We start from the raw sequence: 21,996 nt of genomic DNA on the forward strand, positions 1-21,996 counted from the left end.
CCGGGCGGCGCGCGTGAAGCGCCCGGACGGCGTGCGGCCCCCGAGCGGAGCGCGCCCCGCGGCGCCGCGCCAGGACAGCGGCGAGCAGCCCACCGAGCCGATCGTGCTCACGCCCCGGTCGCTGCCGCGCGTGCCGCCCGCGCCCAGGAGCGCCGCGGGGAAGCTGCAGGCGGAGCGGCTGAAGGCCGAGAAGTCGGCCGCGGCGGAGAAGTTCGCAGCGGCGGAGAAGTCGGGTGACACGGAGTCCGCGAAGACTCAGGAGTCCGAGAGCACTCGGACGTCCGAGGGTCCCGTGAAGGCCCGGAAGGCGGAGAAGCCTCCGAAGTCCTCGTCCGCGGAGACGGAGCCCCCCGCGGCCTCGCGCCGGCGACTCCGCCTCCCGCTGCCCGGTGCGGAGGGCCGCGCCGTCGCCAGGGCCGCCCGGGAGCGCCGGCGCTTCGAGCGCGGCGAGGTCCGCCGGTTCACGAAGCGGGCGCGCCGGCGCCGCACCATCGCGCTGGTCACCGCGGGCTCGCTCGTCCTCCTCGCCCTCGTGGTGGCGGTCGCCGCCTACTCGCCGCTGATGGCCGTCAAGACGATCGAGATCACGGGGACGCAGCGCGTGAGCGCCGAGGCGATCCAGGAGTCGCTCGCCGACCAGGTCGGGGTGCCCCTCACGCTGGTCGACCGCGCGGCCGTCGGGCGCGTGCTCGGCAGCTATCCGCTCGTGCGCAGCTACTCGGTCCAGACGCGGCCGCCGAGCACGCTGATCGTCAGCGTGATCGAGCGGACGCCGGTGGGCGTGATCGCCGACGGCGCCGAGTTCGACCTGGTCGATCCGGCCGGCGTGGTGATCGAGACGGCGCCCGCCGCGCAGGAGGGCTACCCGGTGCTCACCACGCCCACGGGATCCGCCTCGGGAGCCGCGTTCCGCGCGATGGCGCGGGTGCTGCTCACGCTGCCCGACTCCCTCGAGGGCCAGGTCGCCTCGGCGGCCGCGACCACCGGGGACGACGTCTCGCTGACGCTCGCGGACGGCGCGGTCGTCCTCTGGGGCGGCTCCGACGACTCGGCGCTGAAGGCCGTGGTCCTGGAGAAGCTGATGGCCGCGACCGATCCGGCCGCCGTCGCCTCGTACGACGTGTCCTCACCCGAGGCCGCCGTCGTCGCCCGCCGGTGACGGCGGCGACCGGCCCGCAGGACGGATCCGCTCGGCTCTTTGCCGATTGCGGGCGTGTCTGTCGCGGGGCGGCGCGCACTCCGCCTACCGTCGACCCCACACCCCAAATGCATACTCAGCATAACTTTAAGCCTCAACTACAGGTTTAAGGTTCAGCCCGGAGGCCGGACTCGTGACTTCAAACCAGAACTACCTCGCCGTGATCAAGGTCGTCGGCATCGGCGGTGGCGGCGTCAACGCCGTCAACCGGATGATCGAGCTCGGCCTCCGCGGCGTCGAGTTCATCGCGATCAACACCGACGCGCAGGCGCTCCTGCTCAGCGACGCCGACGTCAAGCTCGACGTGGGCCGCGAGCTCACCCGCGGCCTCGGCGCCGGCGCCGACCCCGAGGTCGGCCGCCGCGCCGCCGAGGACCACGCGGAGGAGATCGAGGAGGTGCTCGCGGGCGCCGACATGGTCTTCGTCACCGCGGGCGAGGGCGGCGGCACCGGCACCGGCGGCGCGCCCGTCGTGGCCCGGATCGCGAAGTCGATCGGCGCGCTCACCATCGGTGTCGTCACGAAGCCCTTCGGCTTCGAGGGCCGCCGCCGCCAGACCCAGGCCGAGGCGGGTGTCGCGACCCTCAAGAACGAGGTCGACACCCTCATCGTCGTCCCGAACGACCGCCTGCTCGAGATCAGCGACCGCGGCATCTCGATGCTCGAGGCCTTCGCCACGGCCGACCAGGTCCTCCTCGCCGGTGTCCAGGGCATCACCGACCTGATCACCACCCCGGGCCTGATCAACCTCGACTTCGCCGACGTGAAGTCGGTCATGCAGGGCGCCGGCTCCGCGCTGATGGGCATCGGCTCGTCCCGCGGCGCGGACAGGGCGATCAAGGCGGCCGAGCTGGCCGTCGCGTCCCCGCTGCTCGAGGCGAGCATCGACGGAGCCCACGGCGTGCTGCTCTCCATCCAGGGCGGGTCGAACCTCGGCATCTTCGAGATCAACGACGCCGCGCGCCTGGTCCAGGAGGCGGTGCACCCCGAGGCGAACATCATCTTCGGTGCGGTCATCGACGACACCCTCGGCGACGAGGTGCGCGTCACCGTGATCGCGGCCGGCTTCGACGGCGGCGAGCCCGGCGCGAGCGGCCCCGCGGCCGTCGCGCAGCCGCGCGCGCAGCAGAGCCTGCCCGCCGAGGCGTCGAGCGAGCCCGCACCGGCCCCGGTCGCCGCGCCGTCCGCCGGATCGATCTGGTCGAGCACCCCGGTCGCCGCGCCCGCTCCCGTCGCCGACCCGTCGTTCGACGACGACGAGAGCGACCTCGACATCCCCGACTTCCTCAAGTAGTCGCGGTGGTGGATCGCGAGCTGGCCGAGCGCTGGGCCTCGGTGACCGGGCAGGTCGCCGAGGCGGCGCGCTCGGCCGGCCGCGACCCGTCCGAGCTGACCACGATCGTGGTCACCAAGTACCACCCCGTCTCCCTCCTGCAGGACCTCCTCGCGCTCGGCGTCGTCGACTTCGGCGAGAACCGCCACCAGGAGGCGCAGGAGAAGTCGGTGGAGCTCGCCGGCACCCCGGCGCGCTGGCACTTCATCGGGCAGCTGCAGAGCAAGAAGGCGCGGCAGGTGCGGCGCTACGCGGACTCGATCCACTCGGTCGACCGGCTCGCCCTCGTGCCGCTGCTCGACGCCGGGGAGCCCGGGCCGGGGGAGACCCCGCTCGAGGTGTTCCTGCAGGTCAACCTCACCGACGATCCCGATCGCGGGGGAGCGGCGCCGGATGAGGTCGATCCGCTGGCGGAGGCGCTCCGCGCGGCCCCCGGGCTCGCCCTGCGCGGCGTCATGGCCGTCGCTCCGCTCGGCGAGGAGCCCCGCCCGGCGTTCGCGCGCCTGCGGGCGATCTCGGACCGGGTGCGCGCGATCGACCCCGGAGCGACCGCGATCTCCGCCGGCATGTCGCACGACTTCGCCGAGGCGATCGCCGAGGGCGCGACACACCTGCGAATCGGATCGGCAATCACCGGCAATCGCCCCGCCCGCCCGTAGCCTCGTCGTGACCCAGCTGTGGGGAGAGACGACAACACGGAGGACACTGATGGCCAACCCGCTGAAGAAGACGATGGTGTACCTCGGACTCGCCGACGAAGAGGTCGAGTACGAGCGTGCCGAGACCGTCGAGGCGGCTCCCGCGACCGCGCACCGCGCACCGGTGTCGCCCGTGCAGCCGGTCCCGCCGGTCGAGCAGGCCCCGCAGCAGCCCCGCGCGACGGTCACCCCGCTCCGCAAGCCCACCCCCCAGACCCCGAAGGCGACGGCACACGCTGAGATGAACGAGATCCTCACCGTCCACCCCAAGCAGTACCGCGACGCGCAGGTCATCGCGGAGAACTTCCGCGACGGCATCCCCGTCATCATCAACCTGTCGCAGATGAGCGACGCGGACGCCCGTCGTCTGATCGACTTCGCCAGCGGCCTCTCGCAGGGCCTCTACGGCCGCATCGAGCGCGTCACCAGCAAGGTCTTCCTCCTCTCCCCGTCGCACATCACCGTCGCGGGCGATTCGGCCTCCGCCGAGAGCGACGCCGACGCGTCGTTCTTCGCGAAGTCCTGATCCCGGGAGCCCTGTCGTTCGGTGAGCTCCGTCATCTCGCTCTTCGCGAGCGTCCTCTACTTCGTGCTCCTGCTGTACTTCTTCGCCATGTGGGCGCGCTTCGTCCTCGATCTCGTGCGGGTCATCCGCCGGGAATGGCGTCCGCGCGCTGTCGGACTCGTCGCGGCGGAGACCGTCTACACGGTCACCGACCCGCCGATCTCCTTCTTCCGCCGCGTGATCAAGCCGGTCTCGATCGGCCCGATCGCCCTCGACTTCGGCTGGAGCCTCACCATGCTCTGCGTGATCGTGGGCATGTACATCGCCACCTGGCTCCAGCGCGTCTGACGGCCGGGGGCGGTCCTGCGCGACCGGCACTCCCTGTATCGTTGGCGGCGACCGGACGTTCTCCGTGGTGCCCTGCACTGCGCCGCGCGCTCCCAGTTGCTAGCTTTAGTCGTTGCTAGCCCTAGTCGAACGTTCTTGAACGTGTACCTACTTGAAATCGAAGGTGGAAAGCCATGGCGCTCACTCCCGAAGATGTTGTCAATAAGCGGTTCCAGCCGACCAAGTTCCGCGAGGGATACGACCAGGACGAGGTCGACGACTTCCTCGACGAGGTCGTCGTGGAGCTCCGCCGCCTGAACCAGGAGAACGAGGAGCTGCGCCAGCGCCTCTCCTCCGGGGACTCGCGGCCGATGGACGCCCCTGTGGCCTCCGCGCCGGCCCCCGCCCCGGTGGTCGACGAGGCCCCCGAGCCGGAGCCCGAGCCCGAGCCGGAGCCCACCCCGGCTCCCGCGCCGGTCTCCGCTCCCGCCGCCTCGCAGTCGGCCCCGGTCGACGAGGCCGAGAGCTCCAGCGGACTCCTGCAGCTCGCGCGCCGTCTCCACGAGGAGCACGTCCGCGAGGGTGCCGAGAAGCGCGACTCGCTCGTCGCCGAGGGCCGTGCCACCGCCGCGCGCATCGTCGCCGAGGCCGAGGCCAAGCAGCGCGCCCAGGTCGCGAAGCTCGAGGAGGAGCGCGCGACGGTCGAGCACCGCATCGACGAGCTCCGCACCTTCGAGCGCGAGTACCGCCAGAAGCTGAAGAGCTACATCGAGGGCCAGCTCCGCGACCTCGACACCCAGCCGGTGTCGGCCGAGTCGTCCTCGTTCCCCGGCTTTGGGGCGTAGCACCACCGCAGCGAACGTCAGGCCGAGGGTGCTGGTCACCCTCGGCCTCGTTGCGCTCGCGGTGTTCGCGATCGATCAGACCGCGAAGCACCTCGTCACCACCGGGCTCACGCTCGGTGAGGACGTGCACGTCCTCGGCGACGTGCTGATCCTGCACTACGTGAAGAACCCCGGCGCGGCCTTCTCGCTCGCGAGCGGCTCGACCTGGATCTTCTCGATCATCGCCGCCTGCGTGGTCGTCGCGGTGATCTGGTTCGCCCGGCGGATCCGCTCCGGCGCGTGGGCGCTGTTCTTCGGCCTGCTGCTCGGCGGCACGCTCGGCAACCTGTTCGACCGGCTCTTCCGCGAGCCGTCGTTCGGGCTCGGCCACGTGATCGACTTCCTCTACACGCCGTGGCTCCTGCCGGCGATCTACAACGTCGCCGACATCGCGATCTGCACGGCGATGGGGCTCTTCGTGATCCTCAGCCTGCGCGGCGTGAACCTCGACGGGACGCGCGGGTCGCGGAAGGACGACGAGGCGGCCGTCGAGCCGACCTCGGACGAGTCCGCCGCGATCGACTCCGAGCCCCGCGGCGGCGCCTGATGGTCCAGTCCCGCGCGCTGCCCGTCCCCGACGGTCTGGCCGGCCTGCGCGCCGACGCGGCCGTCGGCAAGCTCCTCGGCTTCTCGCGCACCTTCGCCGCCGAGGTCATCGACGCCGGAGGGGTCACGGCCGACGGCCGGGTCCTCGACAAGAGCGACCGCGTCGCCGCGGGCGCCTGGCTGAGCGTCGAGTGGAGTCCTCGCGAGGAGCCGCGCATCGTGCCGATCGCGGTCCCCGAGCTCGGCATCGTCCACGACGACGACGACATCGTGGTGATCGACAAGCCGGTGGGCGTCGCCGCTCACCCGGCCGTCGGCTGGGAGGGGCCCACCGTCCTCGGCGCCCTGGCCGCCGCGGGCTTCACGATCTCCACCTCCGGCGCCGCCGAGCGCGCGGGCATCGTGCACCGCCTGGACGCGGGCACGAGCGGCCTGATGGTGGTCGCCAAGTCCGAGCGCGCCTACACGCACCTGAAGCGCGCCTTCCACGACCGCCAGGTCGAGAAGATCTACCACGCCGTCGTCCAGGGGCACCCCGACCCGCTCGCCGGCACGATCGACGCGCCGCTCGGACGCCACCCCTCCTCGGACTGGAAGTTCGCGATCCGCGCCGACGGCAAGCCCTCCGTCACGCACTACGAGACGATCGAGGCGTTCCCGTTCGCGTCGCTCCTCGAGATCCGGCTCGAGACCGGACGCACGCACCAGATCCGCGTGCACATGGCCGCTCAGCGCCACCCCTGCGTGGGCGACGCGATGTACGGCGCCGACCCGACGCTCTCCAAGCGGCTGGGTCTCACGCGGCAGTGGCTCGACGCCGTGCGGCTGGCCTTCCTCCACCCGGGAACGGGGGAGCGGGTGCAGTTCGAGGCGACCTACCCCGACGACCTCGCGCACGCGCTGGACGTCCTCCGCGGGGAGTGACGCGGGTAGACTTTCGGTCTCCCTGCCCGCAGTCCGTCGGAGGCGCATCCTTTGCCGAGTAACGATTCCTTCGTCCACCTGCACGTGCACAGCGAGTACTCGATGCTCGACGGTGCCGCCCGGGTCAAGCCGCTGATCGACGCGGCGGTGGAGGAGGGCATGCCGGCGATCGCCGTGACCGACCACGGGAACGTGTTCGGCGCCTTCGACTTCTGGCGGACGGCCACCGCGGCGGGCATCAAGCCCATCATCGGCACCGAGGCGTACATCACCCCCGGCACGCACCGCTCGGACAAGACGCGGATCCGCTGGGGCGACGGCGGCGGCGACGACGTGTCGGGCTCCGGCGCGTACACCCACATGACGCTGCTGAGCTCGACGACGACCGGCATGCACAACCTCTTCCGCCTCTCCTCGCGCGCGTCGATCGAGGGCTACTACTTCAAGCCCCGGATGGACCGCGAGATCCTCGCGGAGCACTCCGAGGGGCTCATCGCGACCACCGGCTGCCCGAGCGGCGAGGTGCAGACCCGCCTGCGACTGGGGCAGTACAAGGAGGCGCGGCAGGCCGCCGCCGACTACCGCGACATCTTCGGCAAGGAGAACTACTTCGCCGAGATCATGGACCACGGGCTCGAGATCGAGCGCCGCGTCATCGGCGACGTGATCCGGCTCGCGAAGGACCTCGACCTGCCGCTCGTCGCGACCAACGACCTGCACTACACCCACTCCCACGACGCCACGTCGCACGCGGCGCTGCTCTGCGTGCAGTCGGGCACCACGCTCGACGACCCCAAGCGCTTCAAGTTCGACGCCGACGAGTTCTACCTCAAGTCCCCGCGCGAGATGCGCCAGGTCTTCCGCGACCACCCCGAGGCCTGCGACAACACGCTCCTGATCGCCGAGCGCTGCGACGTGCAGTTCGACACCTCGGCGAACTACATGCCGCGCTTCCCGGTGCCCGAGGGCGAGACCGAGGACAGCTGGTTCGTGAAGGAGGTCGAGGCCGGCCTGAACGAGCGCTACCCGGACGGGATCTCGCAGGAGGTGCGCGACCGCGCCGACTACGAGACCCGCGTCATCCTGCAGATGGGCTTCCCGGGCTACTTCCTCGTCGTCGCCGACTTCATCAACTGGTCCAAGCGCAACGGCATCCGCGTCGGCCCGGGCCGCGGCTCCGGAGCCGGCTCGATGGCCGCCTACGCGATGAAGATCACCGACCTCGATCCGCTGCGCCACGGCCTGATCTTCGAGCGCTTCCTCAACCCGGACCGCGTCTCGATGCCCGACTTCGACGTCGACTTCGACGACCGTCGCCGCGGCGAGGTCATCCGGTACGTCACGGACAAGTACGGCGACGAGCGCGTCGCGCAGATCGTCACCTACGGCACCATCAAGGCGAAGCAGGCGCTCAAGGACGCCTCGCGGGTGCTCGGCTTCCCGTTCGGGATGGGCGAGAAGCTGACGAAGGCGATGCCGCCCGCGATCATGGGCAAGGACATCCCGCTGACCGGGATCAACGACCCGGAGCACCCGCGCTACAAGGAGGCGCTCGACGTCCGGAACGTCATCGCCGAGGACCCGCAGGCCAAGCTCGTCTTCGAGACGGCGCTGGGCCTGGAGAACCTCAAGCGCCAGTGGGGCGTGCACGCGGCCGGCGTGATCATGTCGAGCGATCCGCTCAAGGACATCATCCCGATCATGAAGCGGGAGCAGGACGGCCAGATCGTCACGCAGTTCGACTACCCCGCCTGCGAGTCCCTCGGCCTGATCAAGATGGACTTCCTGGGGCTGCGCAACCTCACGATCATCGACGACGCGCTCGACAACATCCGCGCCAACCGCGGTGAGGACCTCGTGCTCGAGGACCTCGAGCTCGACGACCCGGCCGCCTACGATCTGCTGGCCCGGGGCGACACGCTCGGCGTCTTCCAGCTCGACGGCGGGCCGATGCGCGGGCTGCTGCGGCTGATGAAGCCCGACAACTTCGAGGACATCTCCGCAGTCCTGGCGCTGTACCGGCCGGGCCCGATGGGCGCCGACTCGCACACCAACTACGCGCTGCGGAAGAACGGCGTGCAGGAGATCACGCCGATCCACCCCGAGCTCGAGGAGCCGCTGGCGGAGGTGCTCGGCGGCACCTACGGACTGATCGTGTACCAGGAGCAGGTGATGTCGATCGCGCAGAAGCTCGCGGGCTTCACCCTGGCCCAGGCCGACCTGCTCCGCCGCGCGATGGGCAAGAAGAAGAAGTCCGAGCTGGACAAGCAGTTCGAGGGCTTCTCCGGCGGAATGAACGCCAACGGCTACTCGATGGCCGCGGTGAAGACCCTCTGGGACATCCTGCTGCCCTTCTCCGACTACGCGTTCAACAAGGCCCACTCGGCCGCGTACGGGGTCATCTCCTACTGGACCGCCTATCTCAAGGCGCACTACCCCGCGGAGTACATGGCGGCGCTGCTCACGAGCGTCGGCGACTCCAAGGACAAGATGGCCGCCTATCTCAACGAGTGCCGGCGGATGGGCATCAAGGTGCTGCCGCCAGACGTGAACGAGTCGATCGGCTTCTTCACCGCCGTCGGCCCCGACATCCGCTTCGGCCTCGGCGCCGTGCGCAACGTCGGGACCAACGTGGTCGAGGGCATCCGGGCCTCCCGCGAGGCCAAGGGCCGCTTCGAGTCGTTCCACGACTTCCTGCGCAAGGTGCCGCTCCCGGTCGCGAACAAGCGCACCATCGAGTCGCTGATCAAGGCCGGCGCGTTCGACTCGCTCGGCTCGACCCGGCGCGCGCTCGTCGAGGTGCACGAGGACGCGGTCGAGGCCGCCGTCGGCGAGAAGCGCAACGAGGCGAACGGCCAGGTCGGCTTCGACTTCGACAGCCTTTGGGACGAGCCGCAGGCCGCGATCCAGGTGCCCGTCCGACCGGAGTGGGCCAAGCGCGACAAGCTCGCCTTCGAGCGCGACATGCTCGGCCTGTACGTCTCGGACCACCCGCTCGCCGGGCTCGAGACCGAGCTCGCGAAGCACTACAGCACGACGATCGCCGACCTCCTGGTCTCCGAGTCGATCGGCGACGGCGAGACCGTCGTCGTCGCCGGGCTCGTCACGAGCGTGCAGCACCGGATGGCCAAGACCTCGGGCAATCAGTACGGGATGATCCAGGTCGAGGACTTCGGCGGCGAGATCACCTGCATGTTCATGGGGAAGGCGTACCAGGAGTTCGCTCCCGCGCTCACGAACGACTCCATCGTCGTCGTGCGCGGCCGCGTCAGCATGCGCGACGACGGGATGAACCTGCACGCGTTCAGCCTGTTCGCCCCCGAGATGAGCCAGGACGGCGACTCCGGGCCGCTGACGGTCTCGATGCCGGAGTCGCGCGCGACCACCGACACGGTCTCGCAGCTCAGCGACGTGCTCATCCGCCACTCCGGCCGCACCGAGGTCCGCCTCAAGCTGATCAAGGGCGACACCGCCCGCGTCTTCGAGGTGCCCTTCCCCGTGCGGATCACCCCGGACCTCTTCGGCGAGCTGAAGAGCCTTCTGGGGCCCAACTGCCTCTATTAGGCCGTGTCCGCCACATGCTGGTCGAGTAGCCGCGGAGCGGCGTATCGAGACCCGGTGACCGGCGTGCGGTCGGTGGGGGATCTCGATACGCCCGCTGCGCGGGCTACTCGATCAGCATGTGGCGCTGGTCGTGTATCACGACTCCGCCGTCGCCGCATGGTGGTCGAGTAGCCGCAGCGCGGCGCATCGAGACCGGCCGCCGACGGGCGCCGCGGCGGGGGAGCGCGCGAGCGCGGCCGGTAGGCTGGGGCGGCCATGATTCAGACTCTCGATCTGCGGGGGCGGCGTCCGTCCGCCGCCGAGCTCCTCGCCCTCGTTCCTCGCAACCCGGGCACCTCCGCCGCCGTCGGGCCCGTCGTCGCCGAGCTGATCGCCGACGTCCGCGCCCGCGGCGCCGACGCGCTGCTCGAGCAGTCCGAGCGCCTCGACGGCGTCCGCCCGCCGCACCTGCGCGTCCCCGCCGAGGAGATCGCCGCGGCGGTCCGCGACCTCGACCCCGCGATCCGCGCGGCCCTCGAGGAGGCGATCGTCCGCGTGCGGAAGGCCAGCGCGGCGCAGATCCCGCCGGCGCGCACCACGGTCCTCGACGACGGCGCCACGGTCACCCAGCGCTGGCAGCCCGTCGGCCGCGCCGGCCTCTACGTGCCCGGCGGCAAGGCCGTCTACCCCTCGAGCGTGATCATGAACGCGGTGCCCGCCCAGGCCGCGGGCGTCGGCTCCGTCGCGATCGCCTCGCCCCCGCAGAAGGCGTTCGGCGGCTCCGTGCACCCGACCATCCTCGCGGCGGCCGGCCTCCTCGGCATCGACGAGGTGTACGCCATGGGCGGCGCGGGAGCGGTGGCCGCACTCGCCTACGGCGTCGAGTCGCTCGGCCTCGACCCCGTCAGCGTCGTCACCGGCCCCGGCAACGTCTGGGTCACCACGGCCAAGCGCCAGGTGCTCGGCCAGGTCGGCATCGACTCCGAGGCCGGCCCGACCGAGATCCTCGTCATCGCCGACTCCAGCGCCGACGCCCGCCTGATCGCCGCCGACCTGGTGAGCCAGGCCGAGCACGACGAGGCGGCCTCCGCGGTGCTCGTGACGGACGATGCGGCCCTCGCCGAGGCCGTCGGCCGCGAGATCGTCGAGCAGGCCGCGCGCACCCACCACTCGGAGCGCGTCGGCATCGCCCTCGCCGGCCCGCAGTCGGCCCTGGTGATCGTCGACGACCTCGAGATCGCCTGCGCGTTCAGCGACGCCTACGGCCCCGAGCACCTCGAGCTGCACACGGTCGACCCGGAGGCGACGGCCGAGCGGATCCACGACGCCGGCGCCGTCTTCCTCGGCCCGACCACGCCCGTGAGCCTCGGCGACTACCTGGCCGGCTCCAACCACGTGCTGCCCACCCTCGGCCAGGCGCGCTTCTCCGCCGGTCTCGGCGCGCACACCTTCCTCCGCCCGCAGCAGCTCGTCTCCTACGACCGCGCCGCCCTGCAGCGGGTCGCCCCGCACATCCGCGCGCTGAGCGACGCCGAGGCGCTCCCCGCGCACGGCGACGCCGTCGACGCCCGCTTCGCCTGACCTCGAGAGGCATCCGAGATGTTCTGCCCCTTCTGCCGGCACCCCGACTCCCGCGTGATCGACTCGCGCACCAGCGACGACGGCCTCTCCATCCGCCGCCGTCGGCAGTGCCCGTCCTGCGGCCGCCGCTTCTCCACCACCGAGACCGCGAGCCTCGTCGTGATCAAGCGCAGCGGCGTCGTCGAGCCGTTCAGCCGAGAGAAGATCGTCAGCGGCGTCCGGAAGGCCTGCCAGGGCCGCCCGGTCACCGACACCGACCTCGCCGTGCTCGCCCAGCGGGTCGAGGAGAACCTCCGCTCGACGGGCGCCTCGCAGATCGACGCGAACGACATCGGGCTCGCCATCCTCGTGCCGCTGCGCGAGCTCGACGAGGTCGCCTACCTGCGCTTCGCGAGCGTGTACCAGGCGTTCGACTCGCTCGACGACTTCGAGTCCGCGATCGCGCTGCTGCGCGCCGAGCGCCCCGCCGCCCTGCACGCCTCCGACGAGCTGTGAGCGCCGCCGTGTACCCGCTGCTGTTCCGCACCGTCCTCCGCCGCCTCGACCCCGAGCGCGCCCACCACCTCGCCTTCCCGGTCATCCAGGCGCTCGGCCCCGTCGCACCGCTCGTGCGGCGGCTCACCGTGCCGCGCGCCGATCTCTCGGTCGAGGCGCTGGGCCTGCGCTTCCGCACGCCCTTCGGCATGGCCGCGGGCTTCGACAAGGACGCGACCGCCGTGCTCGGACTCGGCGCGCTCGGCTTCGGCCACGTCGAGGTCGGCACCCTGACCGCTCGCGCGCAGCCCGGCAACGACCGTCCGCGGCTCTTCCGGCTGATCGCCGATCGCGCGCTCGTCAACCGGATGGGCTTCAACAACCACGGCGCCCGGGCGGCCGCGGGCCGTCTCGCCCGCCTCCGCGGCGCGCGCGGCCGTCCCGTCATCGGCGTCAACATCGGCAAGAGCCGCGTGGTCGAGGTCGACGACGCGGTCGAGGACTACCTCGTCAGCGCTCGGATGCTCGCGCCGCTCGCCGACTACCTCGTCGTCAACGTGAGCTCGCCGAACACCCCGGGGCTCCGCGGCCTGCAGGAGATCGACCGGCTCGAGCCGCTGCTCGCCGCGGTCGCCGAGGCGGCCGACACCACGCCGCTGCTGGTGAAGATCGCGCCGGACCTCTCGGACGAGGAGGTCGTGCGGGTCGCGGAGCTCGCGGTCCGGCTCGGACTCGCCGGCATCATCGCGACCAACACGACGCTCTCCCGCGAGGGCCTGCGCACCGAGCGCGCCGTCGTCGAGCGCGCCGGAGCCGGCGGGCTGTCCGGTGCTCCGCTCGCGGCGCGCGCCCTCGAGGTGCTGCACGTCATCCGCCGGGCGGTGCCCGCGTCGTTCTGCGTGATCTCGGTCGGGGGAGTCGACACCGCCGAGGACGTGAAGGAGCGGCTCGACGCCGGCGCCACGCTCGTGCAGGGCTACTCGGCGTTCGTCTTCCGCGGACCGCTCTGGGCCCGGCAGATCAACCGCGGGCTCGCGCGCCTGCGCTGAGGCCCGCGGACCCGGCGCCGAGAGCCGGGGCCCGCGGTGCCGGGTCGGTCCGCGAAGGCGGCGGGCCGGTCAGGCCGGGAAGGCGCCGCGCTTGACCTGGGGCTTCGGGAGGCGCATCACGCGCAGCTGCAGGGCGCGCATCGCGGCGTACCACGGGATGCCCTTCTCGACCTTGTCGGCGCCGAAGCGCTCGGCGAGCTTCTTCTTCAGGCGCCGGCCGAGCAGGACGCAGTCGAGGACCGCGAGCAGGAAGAACGCCCACAGGACGATCAGCGTGAGCGAGGCGAGCTCGGGCTGCGGGAAGAAGCTGATCAGCAGGACGACGACCATCACCGGGATGAGGAACTCGCCGAAGCTGAAGCGCGCGTCCACGTAGTCGCGGACGTACTTGCGCTGCGGACCCTTGTCGCGCAGCGGGAGGTAGCGCTGGTCGCCGGCGGCCATGCCGACCCGGGCCTGCTCGCGCATCGCGGCCGTCTTCTCACGGGCGTCGCGCGCGGCCTGCTTGCGGTCGGAGACGACCAGCGGGCGCTTGCGGGCGAGCTCCTGCTCGCGGCGCGTCGGGGTCGGCCGACCCTTGCCGACCGCCGTCACGTCGGCGTCGTCGGGAGTGTCGTGTGCGATCGGGTGCTTGGCCACAGGGGAACGTCCTTGGAATCGAGGGTCTCTTAAGATTACCTCCATGGCTCACGACGCTCAGACTCCGTCCTCCACCGCCTCCACGACCGCCGCCGAGGAGGCGGTGCTGGCCGCCGTCCGCGACGACCTGCCCCGCTCGCTCGCCGAGCTGGGGCGCCTGGTGCGGATTCCGTCCGTCTCGTGGGACGGCTTCGACGCCACCCGCGTCGCGGCCAGCGCCGAGGCGATCGCCGAGCTCGCGCGCGAGACCGGCGTCTTCGACGAGGTCTCGATCCGCAGCTCCACCATCGGCGACTCGGATCTGCTCGGCCACCCCGCGGTCCTCGCGACCCGCGCCGCCCGGAACGGCGCTCCGACCGTCCTCCTCTACGCGCATCACGACGTGCAGCCGCAGGGAGCGGAGGAGGCCTGGGAGACGCCGCCCTTCGAGCCGACCGTGCGCGGCGACCGGCTCTACGGGCGCGGCGCCGCGGACGACAAGGCCGGCGTGGTCTCGCACCTCGCGGCCGTCCGGGCCCTGCGCCGCGTGGCGGGCGACGACCACGACCTCGGCCTCGTGCTCTTCATCGAGGGCGAGGAGGAGTTCGGCTCGCGCTCGTTCCCGACCTTCCTCCGCGAGCACCACGACGCGCTGCGGGCCGACGTGATCGTCGTCGCGGACAGCGACAACTGGGACGTCGACACCCCCTCGCTCACCGTCGGCCTGCGCGGCAACGTCACGCTGACGCTCACGGTGCGCACGCTCGACCACGCCTCGCACTCGGGCATGCTCGGCGGCGCGGTCCCCGACGCGATGCTCGCGACGATCCGCCTGCTCGACACGCTCTGGAACGAGGACGGCTCGGTCGCGGTCGACGGCCTCACCGAGCACGACGGCGTCGTCCCCGAGACCTCCGAGGAGGACCTGCGCCGTGACGCCGGTCTCCTGGACGGCGTCACGCCGATCGGCTCCGGTCCCCTCCTCTCCCGGATCTGGTCGAAGCCCTCGATCACGGTGACCGGGATCGACGCGCCCAGCGTCGTCGACGCCTCGAACACCCTCAGCCCCTCGGTGCGGGTCAAGATCAGCGCCCGCATCGCGCCGGGGCAGCAGGCGGCCGAGGGCTTCGCCGCGCTCGAGCGGCACCTGCGGGCGAACGCCCCGTTCGGCGCGCACCTCGAGATCGCCGACGTCGACACGGGGGAGCCCTTCCTCGTCGACACCTCGGGCTGGGCGGTCGGCCTGGTCAAGCAGGCGATGGCCGACGCCTGGGGCCGCGAGCCGCTCGAGACGAGCGTCGGTGGCAGCATCCCCTTCATCGCCGACCTGGTGCGGGAGTTCCCGGCCGCGCAGATCCTCGTCACCGGAGTGGAGGACCCGGACTCGCGGGCGCACAGCCCGAACGAGTCGCTGCACCTGGGCGTGTTCAAGCGCGCGGCGCAGACCGAGGCGCTCTTCCTGCTCCGCGCCGCCGGTCACCGCGCCTGAGGGCGGCGGGTCCGCTCCGCTGGGGCGGATTCGGAATAGCCCGGCCCGCGGGCGGGTTGCCACCGTAGAATCGACGTCAGCACGCCGACCGAACCCGCCCTGTGCTGTTCCGCCCCGCACCGACCGGGGCCCGGCACCACGACGAGGGCCCCGCACTACCGAGGAGTGACATGTCCGACACGACACTGACCGCCAGCACCACCACCGCGGCGCACGGCGTCTCGATGACCCCCGTCGCCGCCGCCAAGGTGAAGAGCCTCCTCGAGCAGGAGGGCCGCGACGACCTGCGCCTGCGCGTCGCCGTGCAGCCCGGCGGCTGCTCCGGCCTGATCTACCAGCTGTACTTCGACGAGCGCATGCTCGACGGCGACGCGGCGGTGGAGTTCGAGGGCGTCGGCCTGGTCGTCGACAAGATGAGCGTCCCCTACCTCGACGGCGCCTCGATCGACTTCGAGGACACGATCCAGAAGCAGGGCTTCACCATCGACAACCCGAATGCCGGCGGCAGCTGCGCCTGCGGCGACAGCTTCCACTGATCCACCGCGGCGACACGCCGCACAGGCTCGCTTCGACGGCGTCCGACACCCCGCTCCGGCGGGCGGTCGGGCGCCGTTCGTCGTCGCAGCACCACTTCGGCGCGAGGTCAAGAGCGGGTCCCCGTGCACTCCGCCTCCACGACGGCGGGTAGGCTAGGGCCGGTCTAATACAGTTTCGTGTGAACTGGTCCCCAGTCTTCCGAAAGGTCACCGGTGCGCTTCAATCGCCGTCTCCGCCGATGGGTCGCAGTACCCGTCGCAGGAGCTCTCGCCCTCGTCCTCGCGGGCTGCACGCAGGAGCAGCTGCAGGGCTGGCTCCCCACCGAACCCGGCACGACGAACCACGTCGACCGGGTCATCGGACTCTGGGTCACCTCCTGGATCGTCCTCCTCGCCGTGGGTGTCATCACCTGGGGCCTGACGATCTGGGCGGTCGTCGTCTACCGCCGCCGGAAGGGCCAGACCGGCCTGCCGGTGCAGCTGCGCTACAACATGCCGATCGAGATCTTCTACACGATCGTGCCGCTGATCCTCGTGATCGGCTTCTTCGCCTTCACCGCGCGCGACCAGGCCGCCATCGAGCAGCCCTACGACGACCCGGACGAGACCATCCAGGTGTACGGCAAGCAGTGGGCGTGGGACTTCAACTACGTCGACGAGGACGTGTACTCCGCGGGCATCCAGGGCCAGTACGAGGACAGCGGCGACGCCGCCGGATCGCTCGTCGAGTCCGAGGTCCCGACGCTCTACCTGCCGGTGAACCAGAAGATCAAGATCCAGCTCGACGCCCGCGACGTCATCCACTCCTTCTGGGTCGTCGACTTCCTGTACAAGAAGGACATGATCCCCGGCAAGACGAACTACATGTACGTCACGCCGCTGAAGGAGGGGACCTACGCCGGCAAGTGCGCCGAGCTCTGCGGCGAGTACCACTCCGCGATGCTCTTCAACGTGAAGGTCGTCTCGCAGGGCGAGTACGACGACTACATCCAGTCGCTGCGCGACGCGGGCCAGACCGGCCAGCTCGGCGCCGAGTACGACCGCAACAGCAACCTGCCCGGCACCGGCGCGCCGGCCCGCACCGAGAACGAGGAGTAGAGGGAGCATGAGCACCGCCACCGCACCCGCCCCGTCCCGCTCATTCGGCACACCGCCGGTCGAGCGCAAGGCGAACGTCCTCGTTCGCTGGATGACGTCCACCGATCACAAGGTCATCGGGTACATGTACCTGATCACCTCGTTCATCTACTTCTGCATCGCGGGTGTGATGGCCCTGGTCATCCGCGCCCAGCTCTTCGAGCCCGGCCTCGCCGTGGTCGAGACCCGCGAGCAGTACAACCAGCTCTTCACGATGCACGGCACGATCATGCTGCTGATGTTCGCGACGCCGCTCTTCGCGGGCTTCGCCAACGTGCTCATGCCGCTGCAGATCGGCGCGCCCGACGTCGCCTTCCCGCGACTGAACGCGTTCGCCTACTGGCTCTACAGCTTCGGATCGCTGATCGCTGTCGCCGGCTTCATCACCCCGCAGGGCGCCGCGTCGTTCGGCTGGTTCGCCTACGCGCCACTCTCCAGCACGACGTTCTCGCCAGGGCTGGGTGGCAATCTCTGGGTGTTCGGCCTCGCGCTCTCGGGCTTCGGCACCATCCTCGGCGCGGTGAACTTCATCACCACGATCATCACGATGCGCGCCCCCGGCATGACGATGTTCCGCATGCCGATCTTCACCTGGAACATCCTGGTGACGTCGATCCTCGTGCTGCTGGCCTTCCCGGTCCTCGCGGCGGCGATGTTCGCCCTCGGTGCGGACCGCGTGTTCGACGCGCACATCTACGACGCGGCCAACGGCGGCGTCCTGCTCTGGCAGCACCTGTTCTGGTTCTTCGGCCACCCCGAGGTGTACATCATCGCGCTGCCGTTCTTCGGCATCGTGTCCGAGGTCTTCCCGGTCTTCAGCCGCAAGCCGATCTTCGGCTACAAGACGCTGATCTACGCGACCATCGCGATCGCGGCCCTCTCGGTCACGGTCTGGGCGCACCACATGTACGTCACCGGCTCTGTGCTGCTGCCGTTCTTCTCACTGATGACGATGCTCATCGCGGTCCCGACCGGGGTGAAGATCTTCAACTGGATCGGCACCATGTGGCGCGGATCCGTCACGTTCGAGACCCCGATGATCTGGGCGATCGGCTTCCTGATCACCTTCACGTTCGGTGGACTCACCGGCGTCATCCTCGCCTCGCCGCCGCTCGACTTCCACGTGTCCGACTCGTACTTCGTCGTCGCGCACTTCCACTACGTGGTCTTCGGAACCGTGGTCTTCGCCATGTTCTCCGGCTTCTACTTCTGGTGGCCCAAGTGGACCGGCAAGATGCTGAACGAGACGCTGGGCAAGTGGCACTTCTGGCTGCTGTTCATCGGCTTCCACACCACCTTCCTCATCCAGCACTGGCTCGGAGTCGTGGGCATGCCCCGCCGCTACGCGAGCTACCTGCCCGAGGACGGCTTCACCTGGATGAACCAGCTGTCGACGGTCGGCGCGATGATCCTCGCGGTCTCGCTGATCCCGTTCTTCCTGAACGTGTACATCACGGCCCGCAAGGCGCCGAAGGTCACCGTGAACGACCCGTGGGGCTTCTCGCGGTCGCTCGAGTGGGCGACCTCCTGCCCGCCGCCCCGGCACAACTTCACCTCGATCCCGCGCATCCGCAGCGAGGCTCCGGCCTTCGACCTCAACCACCCCGAGGCCGGCATCCCCGTCGGAATCGGTCCGGCGAAGGACGCTCCGGACGCCCCCACGTACGACAAGTCCGAAGGCACGGTGAAGTAGGGCCATGCGCGCCAACGTCAATCTGTTCTGGCTGCTCGCCGGCTTCTTCCTCCTCGCGGACATCACCTACATCGTCTGGTCGCTGCTCGACACCGGCCAGATCGAGTGGGTCGGCACCGTGGGCATCGCGCTCTCGTCCGTGCTGGGTGGCTTCATCGCCTTCTACGTCGGACGCGTGCACAAGGCCCAGGGGGCCGAGCTGCCCGAGGACCGTCTTGACGCCGACATCGACGACGGGGACCCCGAGCTGGGCTTCTTCAGCCCGTGGAGCTGGTGGCCCCTGATCCTCGGCGGCTCCGCCGCGCTGGCCTTCCTCGGCCTCGCGGTCGGCTTCTGGATCACCTACATCGCGGTCGGCCTCTTCCTGGTCGCCATCGCCGGCTGGGTGTACGAGTACTACCGCGGGTACTTCGCCCGCTAGGCGACCTGCACGGCTTCGAGGGCCGGGCGCAGGAGGTTTCGACCTCCGGCGCCCGGCCCTTCTGCGTGCCCGGTGCTGAATCGGGAGTTCTGGAGTCGCGAGTGGACGGGAGCGGGGCTCTGAGGCCCGTCGAGGGCCCCTTCAGCGGCGTCTCGCGGTGCACTGGGCGGCAAGGGATGCGGCGCGAACGGCAGCTGCGGGCGGGGCGGGCAGTGCGGGTGGATCTCGATACGCCCGCGGTGCGGGCTACTCGATCAGCATGGTGGGGGCCGCAGCGTGCTCCCGGTCATGCCGCGTGAGCTGGAAGCGGCGAGTGGACGCGAGCGGGGCTCTGAGGCCTGTCCACGGCCCGCTCCGGGGCGTCTCGTGGCGCTCAGCGGCGAGCGAGGCGGCCGGCCGCCGGCAATTGCTGGGACGGTACGCAGTCCACGCGGATCTCGATACGCCCGCGGTGCGGGCTACTCGATCAGCATGAACCGTGGCGCGGCGCGGCGCGGCGGGGCGGCGCGGGCCGGGGCGGCCGAACCAGGTCGACGCGGTGCTCCTGCCGGTCGAGTAGGCGCCGGAGGCGGCGTATCGAGCCGGATGCTGTCGCGGGGTGGATCTCGATACGCCCGCGGTGCGGGTTACTCGATCAGCATCGTGTCGGGTCGGAGCGAGGTGGGTGACGTGCTCATGCTGGTCGAGTAGCCACCGAAGGTGGCGTATCGAGACCCGCCCTCCTGGGGGAGGAGATCTGGATGCTCAGCGCCCAGCAGCTGCTCGATCAGCCTGATCAGGGCTTGAGGCACGCCTCTGGCGACTCCTTCGTGTATAGGAGGCCTCCGAGTGGACGCCAGCAGGGCTCAGAGGCCCGTCCGAGTCCCGTTTCGCGGCGGCTCGCAGCCGGCTCTGCGGCGAGGGAGGCGGTCGGGGACGGCAGTTGCGGACGGTGCATGCAGGTCACGTGGATCTCGCTACGTGCGCGGAGCGGGCTGCTCGATCAGCATGGGCCGGCCCGGTCCGGGGGATCGCGGCGGATCGGACGGATCGGAGCAGGTCGGTCGCGGTGCTCTTGCCGGTCGAGTAGGCGCCGGAGGCGGCGTATCGAGACCCGACGCTGTCGTCGGGTGGATCTCGATGCGCCCGCGGAGCGGGCTACTCGATCGGCATGGACGGGGCGGGGCTGCGCCGGATCGGGTCGTGTCGGGTCGCAGTAGATCGGATGCCGTGCTCTTGCTGGTCGAGTAGGCGCCGGAGGCGTATCGAACCCGACGCTGTCGTGGGGTGGATCTCGATACGCCCGCTGCGCGGGCTACTCGATCAGCATGGTCCGGCACACGGAGGTGGGGACGACGAAGGGCCCGGACGACGGTGCGTCCGGGCCCTTCGGGGGAGGGGGTCAGTGCTCGCTGTGCGAGCTCTCGAGCTCCTTCTGGGTGACGGGGGTGATGCGGTCCTCGAAGAACCAGCGGGAGAGGCCGGCGCGGACGCGCTGCGGGGCGGTGATGCGGCCGCGGGAGTCCGGACGGATCATCAGCGGCTCGTACTCGTCCTGGCCGACCAGCTTCCAGCGCTCGTAGTCGTCGAGCTGCTGGTGCACCTCGATGAACTCGCCGCCGGGGAGGCGGACGATGCGGCCGGACTCGAAGCCGTGCAGGGCGATCTCGCGGTCCTTCTTCTGCAGGGCGAGGCAGATGCGCTTCGTGATGAAGTACGCGACGAAGGGGCCGATGATGACCACGGCCTGCAGGGCGTGGATGACGCCCTCCATGGTGAGGTGGAAGTGCGTCGCGATGATGTCCGACGACGCGGCGGCCCAGAGGCCCGCGTAGAAGGTCACACCGGCGGCGCCGATCGAGGTGCGGGTCGCGGCGTTGCGCGGGCGGTCGAGCAGGTGGTGCTCGCGCTTGTCACCGGTGATCCACGCCTCGAGGAACGGGTAGAGCATCACGACGGCGATGAACAGACCGAGCCCGACGAGCGGGATCAGGATGTTGAACGAGATCGTGCCGATGCCCGGGATGGCCCACTCGAGTCCCGGCGGGATGAGGCGCAGGGCGCCGTCCGCGAAGCCGATGTACCAGTCGGGCTGGGTGCCGGCGGAGACGGGGGAGGGGTCGTACGGGCCGTAGTTCCAGATCGGGTTGATCGTGAACAGCGAGGCGATGAGGACGACGACACCGAAGACGATGAAGAAGAATCCACCGGCCTTGGCGGCGTAGACCGGGAGCACCGGGTAGCCGACGACGTTCTGCTCGGTCTTGCCCGCACCGGGGAACTGGGTGTGCTTGTGCACGACCACGAAGACGAGGTGCAGGGCGATGAACGCGAGCACCAGGGCCGGCAGCAGCAGGATGTGCAGCGTGTAGAGGCGGCCGACGATGTCGGTGCCCGGGAACTCGCCGCCGAAGAGGAGGAACGAGATCCAGGTGCCGACGATCGGGATGCCCTTGACCATGCCGTCGATGATGCGGAGGCCGTTGCCCGAGAGCAGGTCGTCCGGGAGGGAGTAGCCGGTGAAGCCCTCGGCCATCGCGAGGATGAAGAGGACGAAGCCGATGACCCAGTTGATCTCGCGCGGCTTGCGGAACGCACCGGTGAAGAAGATGCGCAGCATGTGCAGGCCGATCGAGGCCACGAACAGCAGGGCCGCCCAGTGGTGGATCTGGCGCATCAGCAGGCCGCCGCGGATGTCGAACGAGATGTCGAGCGACGAGGCCATCGCCGCGGACATCTCGATGCCCTTGAGCGGCAGGTAGCTGCCCTCGTAGTGCGTCTCGACCATCGAGGCCTGGAAGAAGAACGTGAGGAAGGTGCCCGACAGCAGGATGATCACGAAGCTGTAGAGCGCGACCTCGCCGAGGAGGAACGACCAGTGGTCCGGGAAGATCTTGCGGCCGAACTCCTTGACGACCGCCGAGATGCTCGTGCGCTCGTCGATGTAGTTCGACGCGGCTCCGACGTACCCCTTCTGCAGCTTGCCGCTGCCGAGGATGACGCCGTCGCCGGGCTCCGCGGGCGATGCCGCGGGGCGGGAAGGTGTGGTGGTGGACATGTG

The 21,996-nt window shown here is 70.5% G+C and carries 19 protein-coding genes; 17 read left to right on the forward strand and 2 right to left on the reverse strand.

Annotated features, from left to right (window positions below):
• The first annotated feature begins 13 nt into the window (after window positions 1-13).
• The 12 genes from HQQ82_RS20690 to HQQ82_RS17850 all read left to right on the forward strand — a co-directional run bounded on the left by HQQ82_RS20690 (window position 14) and on the right by HQQ82_RS17850 (window position 13,062).
• Complete coding sequence (locus HQQ82_RS20690) at window positions 14-1,159, forward strand: FtsQ-type POTRA domain-containing protein (protein ID WP_173235420.1); 1,146 nt, start codon at window positions 14-16, stop codon at window positions 1,157-1,159.
• 172 nt (window positions 1,160-1,331) lie between these two features.
• Entirely contained in the window at window positions 1,332-2,492 is a 1,161-nt protein-coding gene (gene ftsZ, locus HQQ82_RS17800; RefSeq protein WP_173235422.1) for a cell division protein FtsZ, read from the forward strand.
• A 5-nt stretch (window positions 2,493-2,497) separates the two neighbouring features.
• Window positions 2,498-3,190, forward strand: a complete 693-nt coding sequence (locus HQQ82_RS17805) for a YggS family pyridoxal phosphate-dependent enzyme (protein ID WP_367948003.1) — start codon at window positions 2,498-2,500, stop codon at window positions 3,188-3,190.
• Window positions 3,191-3,239: 49 nt separating this feature from the next.
• The gene (locus tag HQQ82_RS17810; RefSeq protein ID WP_173235424.1) at window positions 3,240-3,755 is read left to right on the forward strand and encodes a cell division protein SepF; all 516 of its coding nucleotides are present in this window, start codon (window positions 3,240-3,242) and stop codon (window positions 3,753-3,755) included.
• Window positions 3,756-3,776: 21 nt separating this feature from the next.
• A complete protein-coding gene (locus tag HQQ82_RS17815) occupies window positions 3,777-4,082 on the forward strand; it encodes a YggT family protein (RefSeq protein ID WP_367948004.1) in 306 nt (101 codons plus the stop codon).
• 173 nt (window positions 4,083-4,255) lie between these two features.
• Complete coding sequence (locus HQQ82_RS17820) at window positions 4,256-4,906, forward strand: DivIVA domain-containing protein (RefSeq protein ID WP_173235426.1); 651 nt, start codon at window positions 4,256-4,258, stop codon at window positions 4,904-4,906.
• Between the two features lie 28 nt (window positions 4,907-4,934).
• A complete protein-coding gene (lspA, locus tag HQQ82_RS17825) occupies window positions 4,935-5,492 on the forward strand; it encodes a signal peptidase II (RefSeq protein ID WP_367948005.1) in 558 nt (185 codons plus the stop codon).
• Complete coding sequence (locus HQQ82_RS17830; RefSeq protein ID WP_173235429.1) at window positions 5,492-6,415, forward strand: RluA family pseudouridine synthase; 924 nt, start codon at window positions 5,492-5,494, stop codon at window positions 6,413-6,415. Before lspA ends, HQQ82_RS17830 begins: the two co-directional genes overlap by 1 nt.
• A gap of 51 nt (window positions 6,416-6,466) precedes the next feature.
• Entirely contained in the window at window positions 6,467-9,979 is a 3,513-nt protein-coding gene (gene dnaE / locus HQQ82_RS17835; protein ID WP_173235431.1) for a DNA polymerase III subunit alpha, read from the forward strand.
• Between the two features lie 255 nt (window positions 9,980-10,234).
• Window positions 10,235-11,539 carry a histidinol dehydrogenase gene (hisD, locus tag HQQ82_RS17840; protein WP_173235433.1) on the forward strand — a complete coding sequence of 435 codons (1,305 nt, stop codon included), beginning with the start codon at window positions 10,235-10,237 and terminating at the stop codon, window positions 11,537-11,539.
• A gap of 18 nt (window positions 11,540-11,557) precedes the next feature.
• On the forward strand, window positions 11,558-12,034 hold the full coding sequence (gene nrdR / locus HQQ82_RS17845; protein ID WP_173235435.1) for a transcriptional regulator NrdR: 477 nt from the start codon (window positions 11,558-11,560) through the stop codon (window positions 12,032-12,034).
• 8 nt (window positions 12,035-12,042) lie between these two features.
• Window positions 12,043-13,062 (forward strand): quinone-dependent dihydroorotate dehydrogenase, encoded by a 1,020-nt coding sequence (locus HQQ82_RS17850; protein ID WP_173235863.1) that lies wholly within the window; start codon window positions 12,043-12,045, stop codon window positions 13,060-13,062.
• Window positions 13,063-13,131: 69 nt separating this feature from the next.
• Here the strand turns inward: HQQ82_RS17850 and HQQ82_RS17855 are convergent, their stop codons facing one another.
• Window positions 13,132-13,701: a DUF3043 domain-containing protein gene (locus tag HQQ82_RS17855; protein ID WP_367948006.1), complete on the reverse strand. Its 570-nt coding sequence runs from the start codon at window positions 13,699-13,701 to the stop codon at window positions 13,132-13,134.
• Window positions 13,702-13,744: 43 nt separating this feature from the next.
• On the opposite strand from HQQ82_RS17855, the gene HQQ82_RS17860 reads away from it, so the two are divergent.
• The 5 genes from HQQ82_RS17860 (at window position 13,745) to HQQ82_RS17880 (ending at window position 18,956) form a co-directional block, all read left to right on the forward strand.
• Entirely contained in the window at window positions 13,745-15,169 is a 1,425-nt protein-coding gene (locus HQQ82_RS17860; RefSeq protein ID WP_173235439.1) for a dipeptidase, read from the forward strand.
• A gap of 170 nt (window positions 15,170-15,339) precedes the next feature.
• Window positions 15,340-15,705: an iron-sulfur cluster insertion protein ErpA gene (gene erpA / locus HQQ82_RS17865; protein ID WP_173235441.1), complete on the forward strand. Its 366-nt coding sequence runs from the start codon at window positions 15,340-15,342 to the stop codon at window positions 15,703-15,705.
• A gap of 213 nt (window positions 15,706-15,918) precedes the next feature.
• Window positions 15,919-16,803 (forward strand): cytochrome c oxidase subunit II, encoded by an 885-nt coding sequence (gene coxB, locus HQQ82_RS17870; RefSeq protein ID WP_173235443.1) that lies wholly within the window; start codon window positions 15,919-15,921, stop codon window positions 16,801-16,803.
• 7 nt (window positions 16,804-16,810) lie between these two features.
• A complete protein-coding gene (ctaD, locus tag HQQ82_RS17875; RefSeq protein WP_173235445.1) occupies window positions 16,811-18,535 on the forward strand; it encodes a cytochrome c oxidase subunit I in 1,725 nt (574 codons plus the stop codon).
• 4 nt (window positions 18,536-18,539) lie between these two features.
• Window positions 18,540-18,956, forward strand: a complete 417-nt coding sequence (locus tag HQQ82_RS17880; protein WP_173235447.1) for a cytochrome c oxidase subunit 4 — start codon at window positions 18,540-18,542, stop codon at window positions 18,954-18,956.
• Between the two features lie 1,381 nt (window positions 18,957-20,337).
• Here the strand turns inward: HQQ82_RS17880 and HQQ82_RS17885 are convergent.
• Window positions 20,338-21,993: a ubiquinol-cytochrome c reductase cytochrome b subunit gene (locus HQQ82_RS17885; protein WP_173235449.1), complete on the reverse strand. Its 1,656-nt coding sequence runs from the start codon at window positions 21,991-21,993 to the stop codon at window positions 20,338-20,340.
• Between the last annotated feature and the right edge of the window lie 3 nt (window positions 21,994-21,996).

Source organism: Rathayibacter sp. VKM Ac-2856 (genome assembly GCF_013205055.1).
Lineage (GTDB): Bacteria > Actinomycetota > Actinomycetes > Actinomycetales > Microbacteriaceae > Rathayibacter.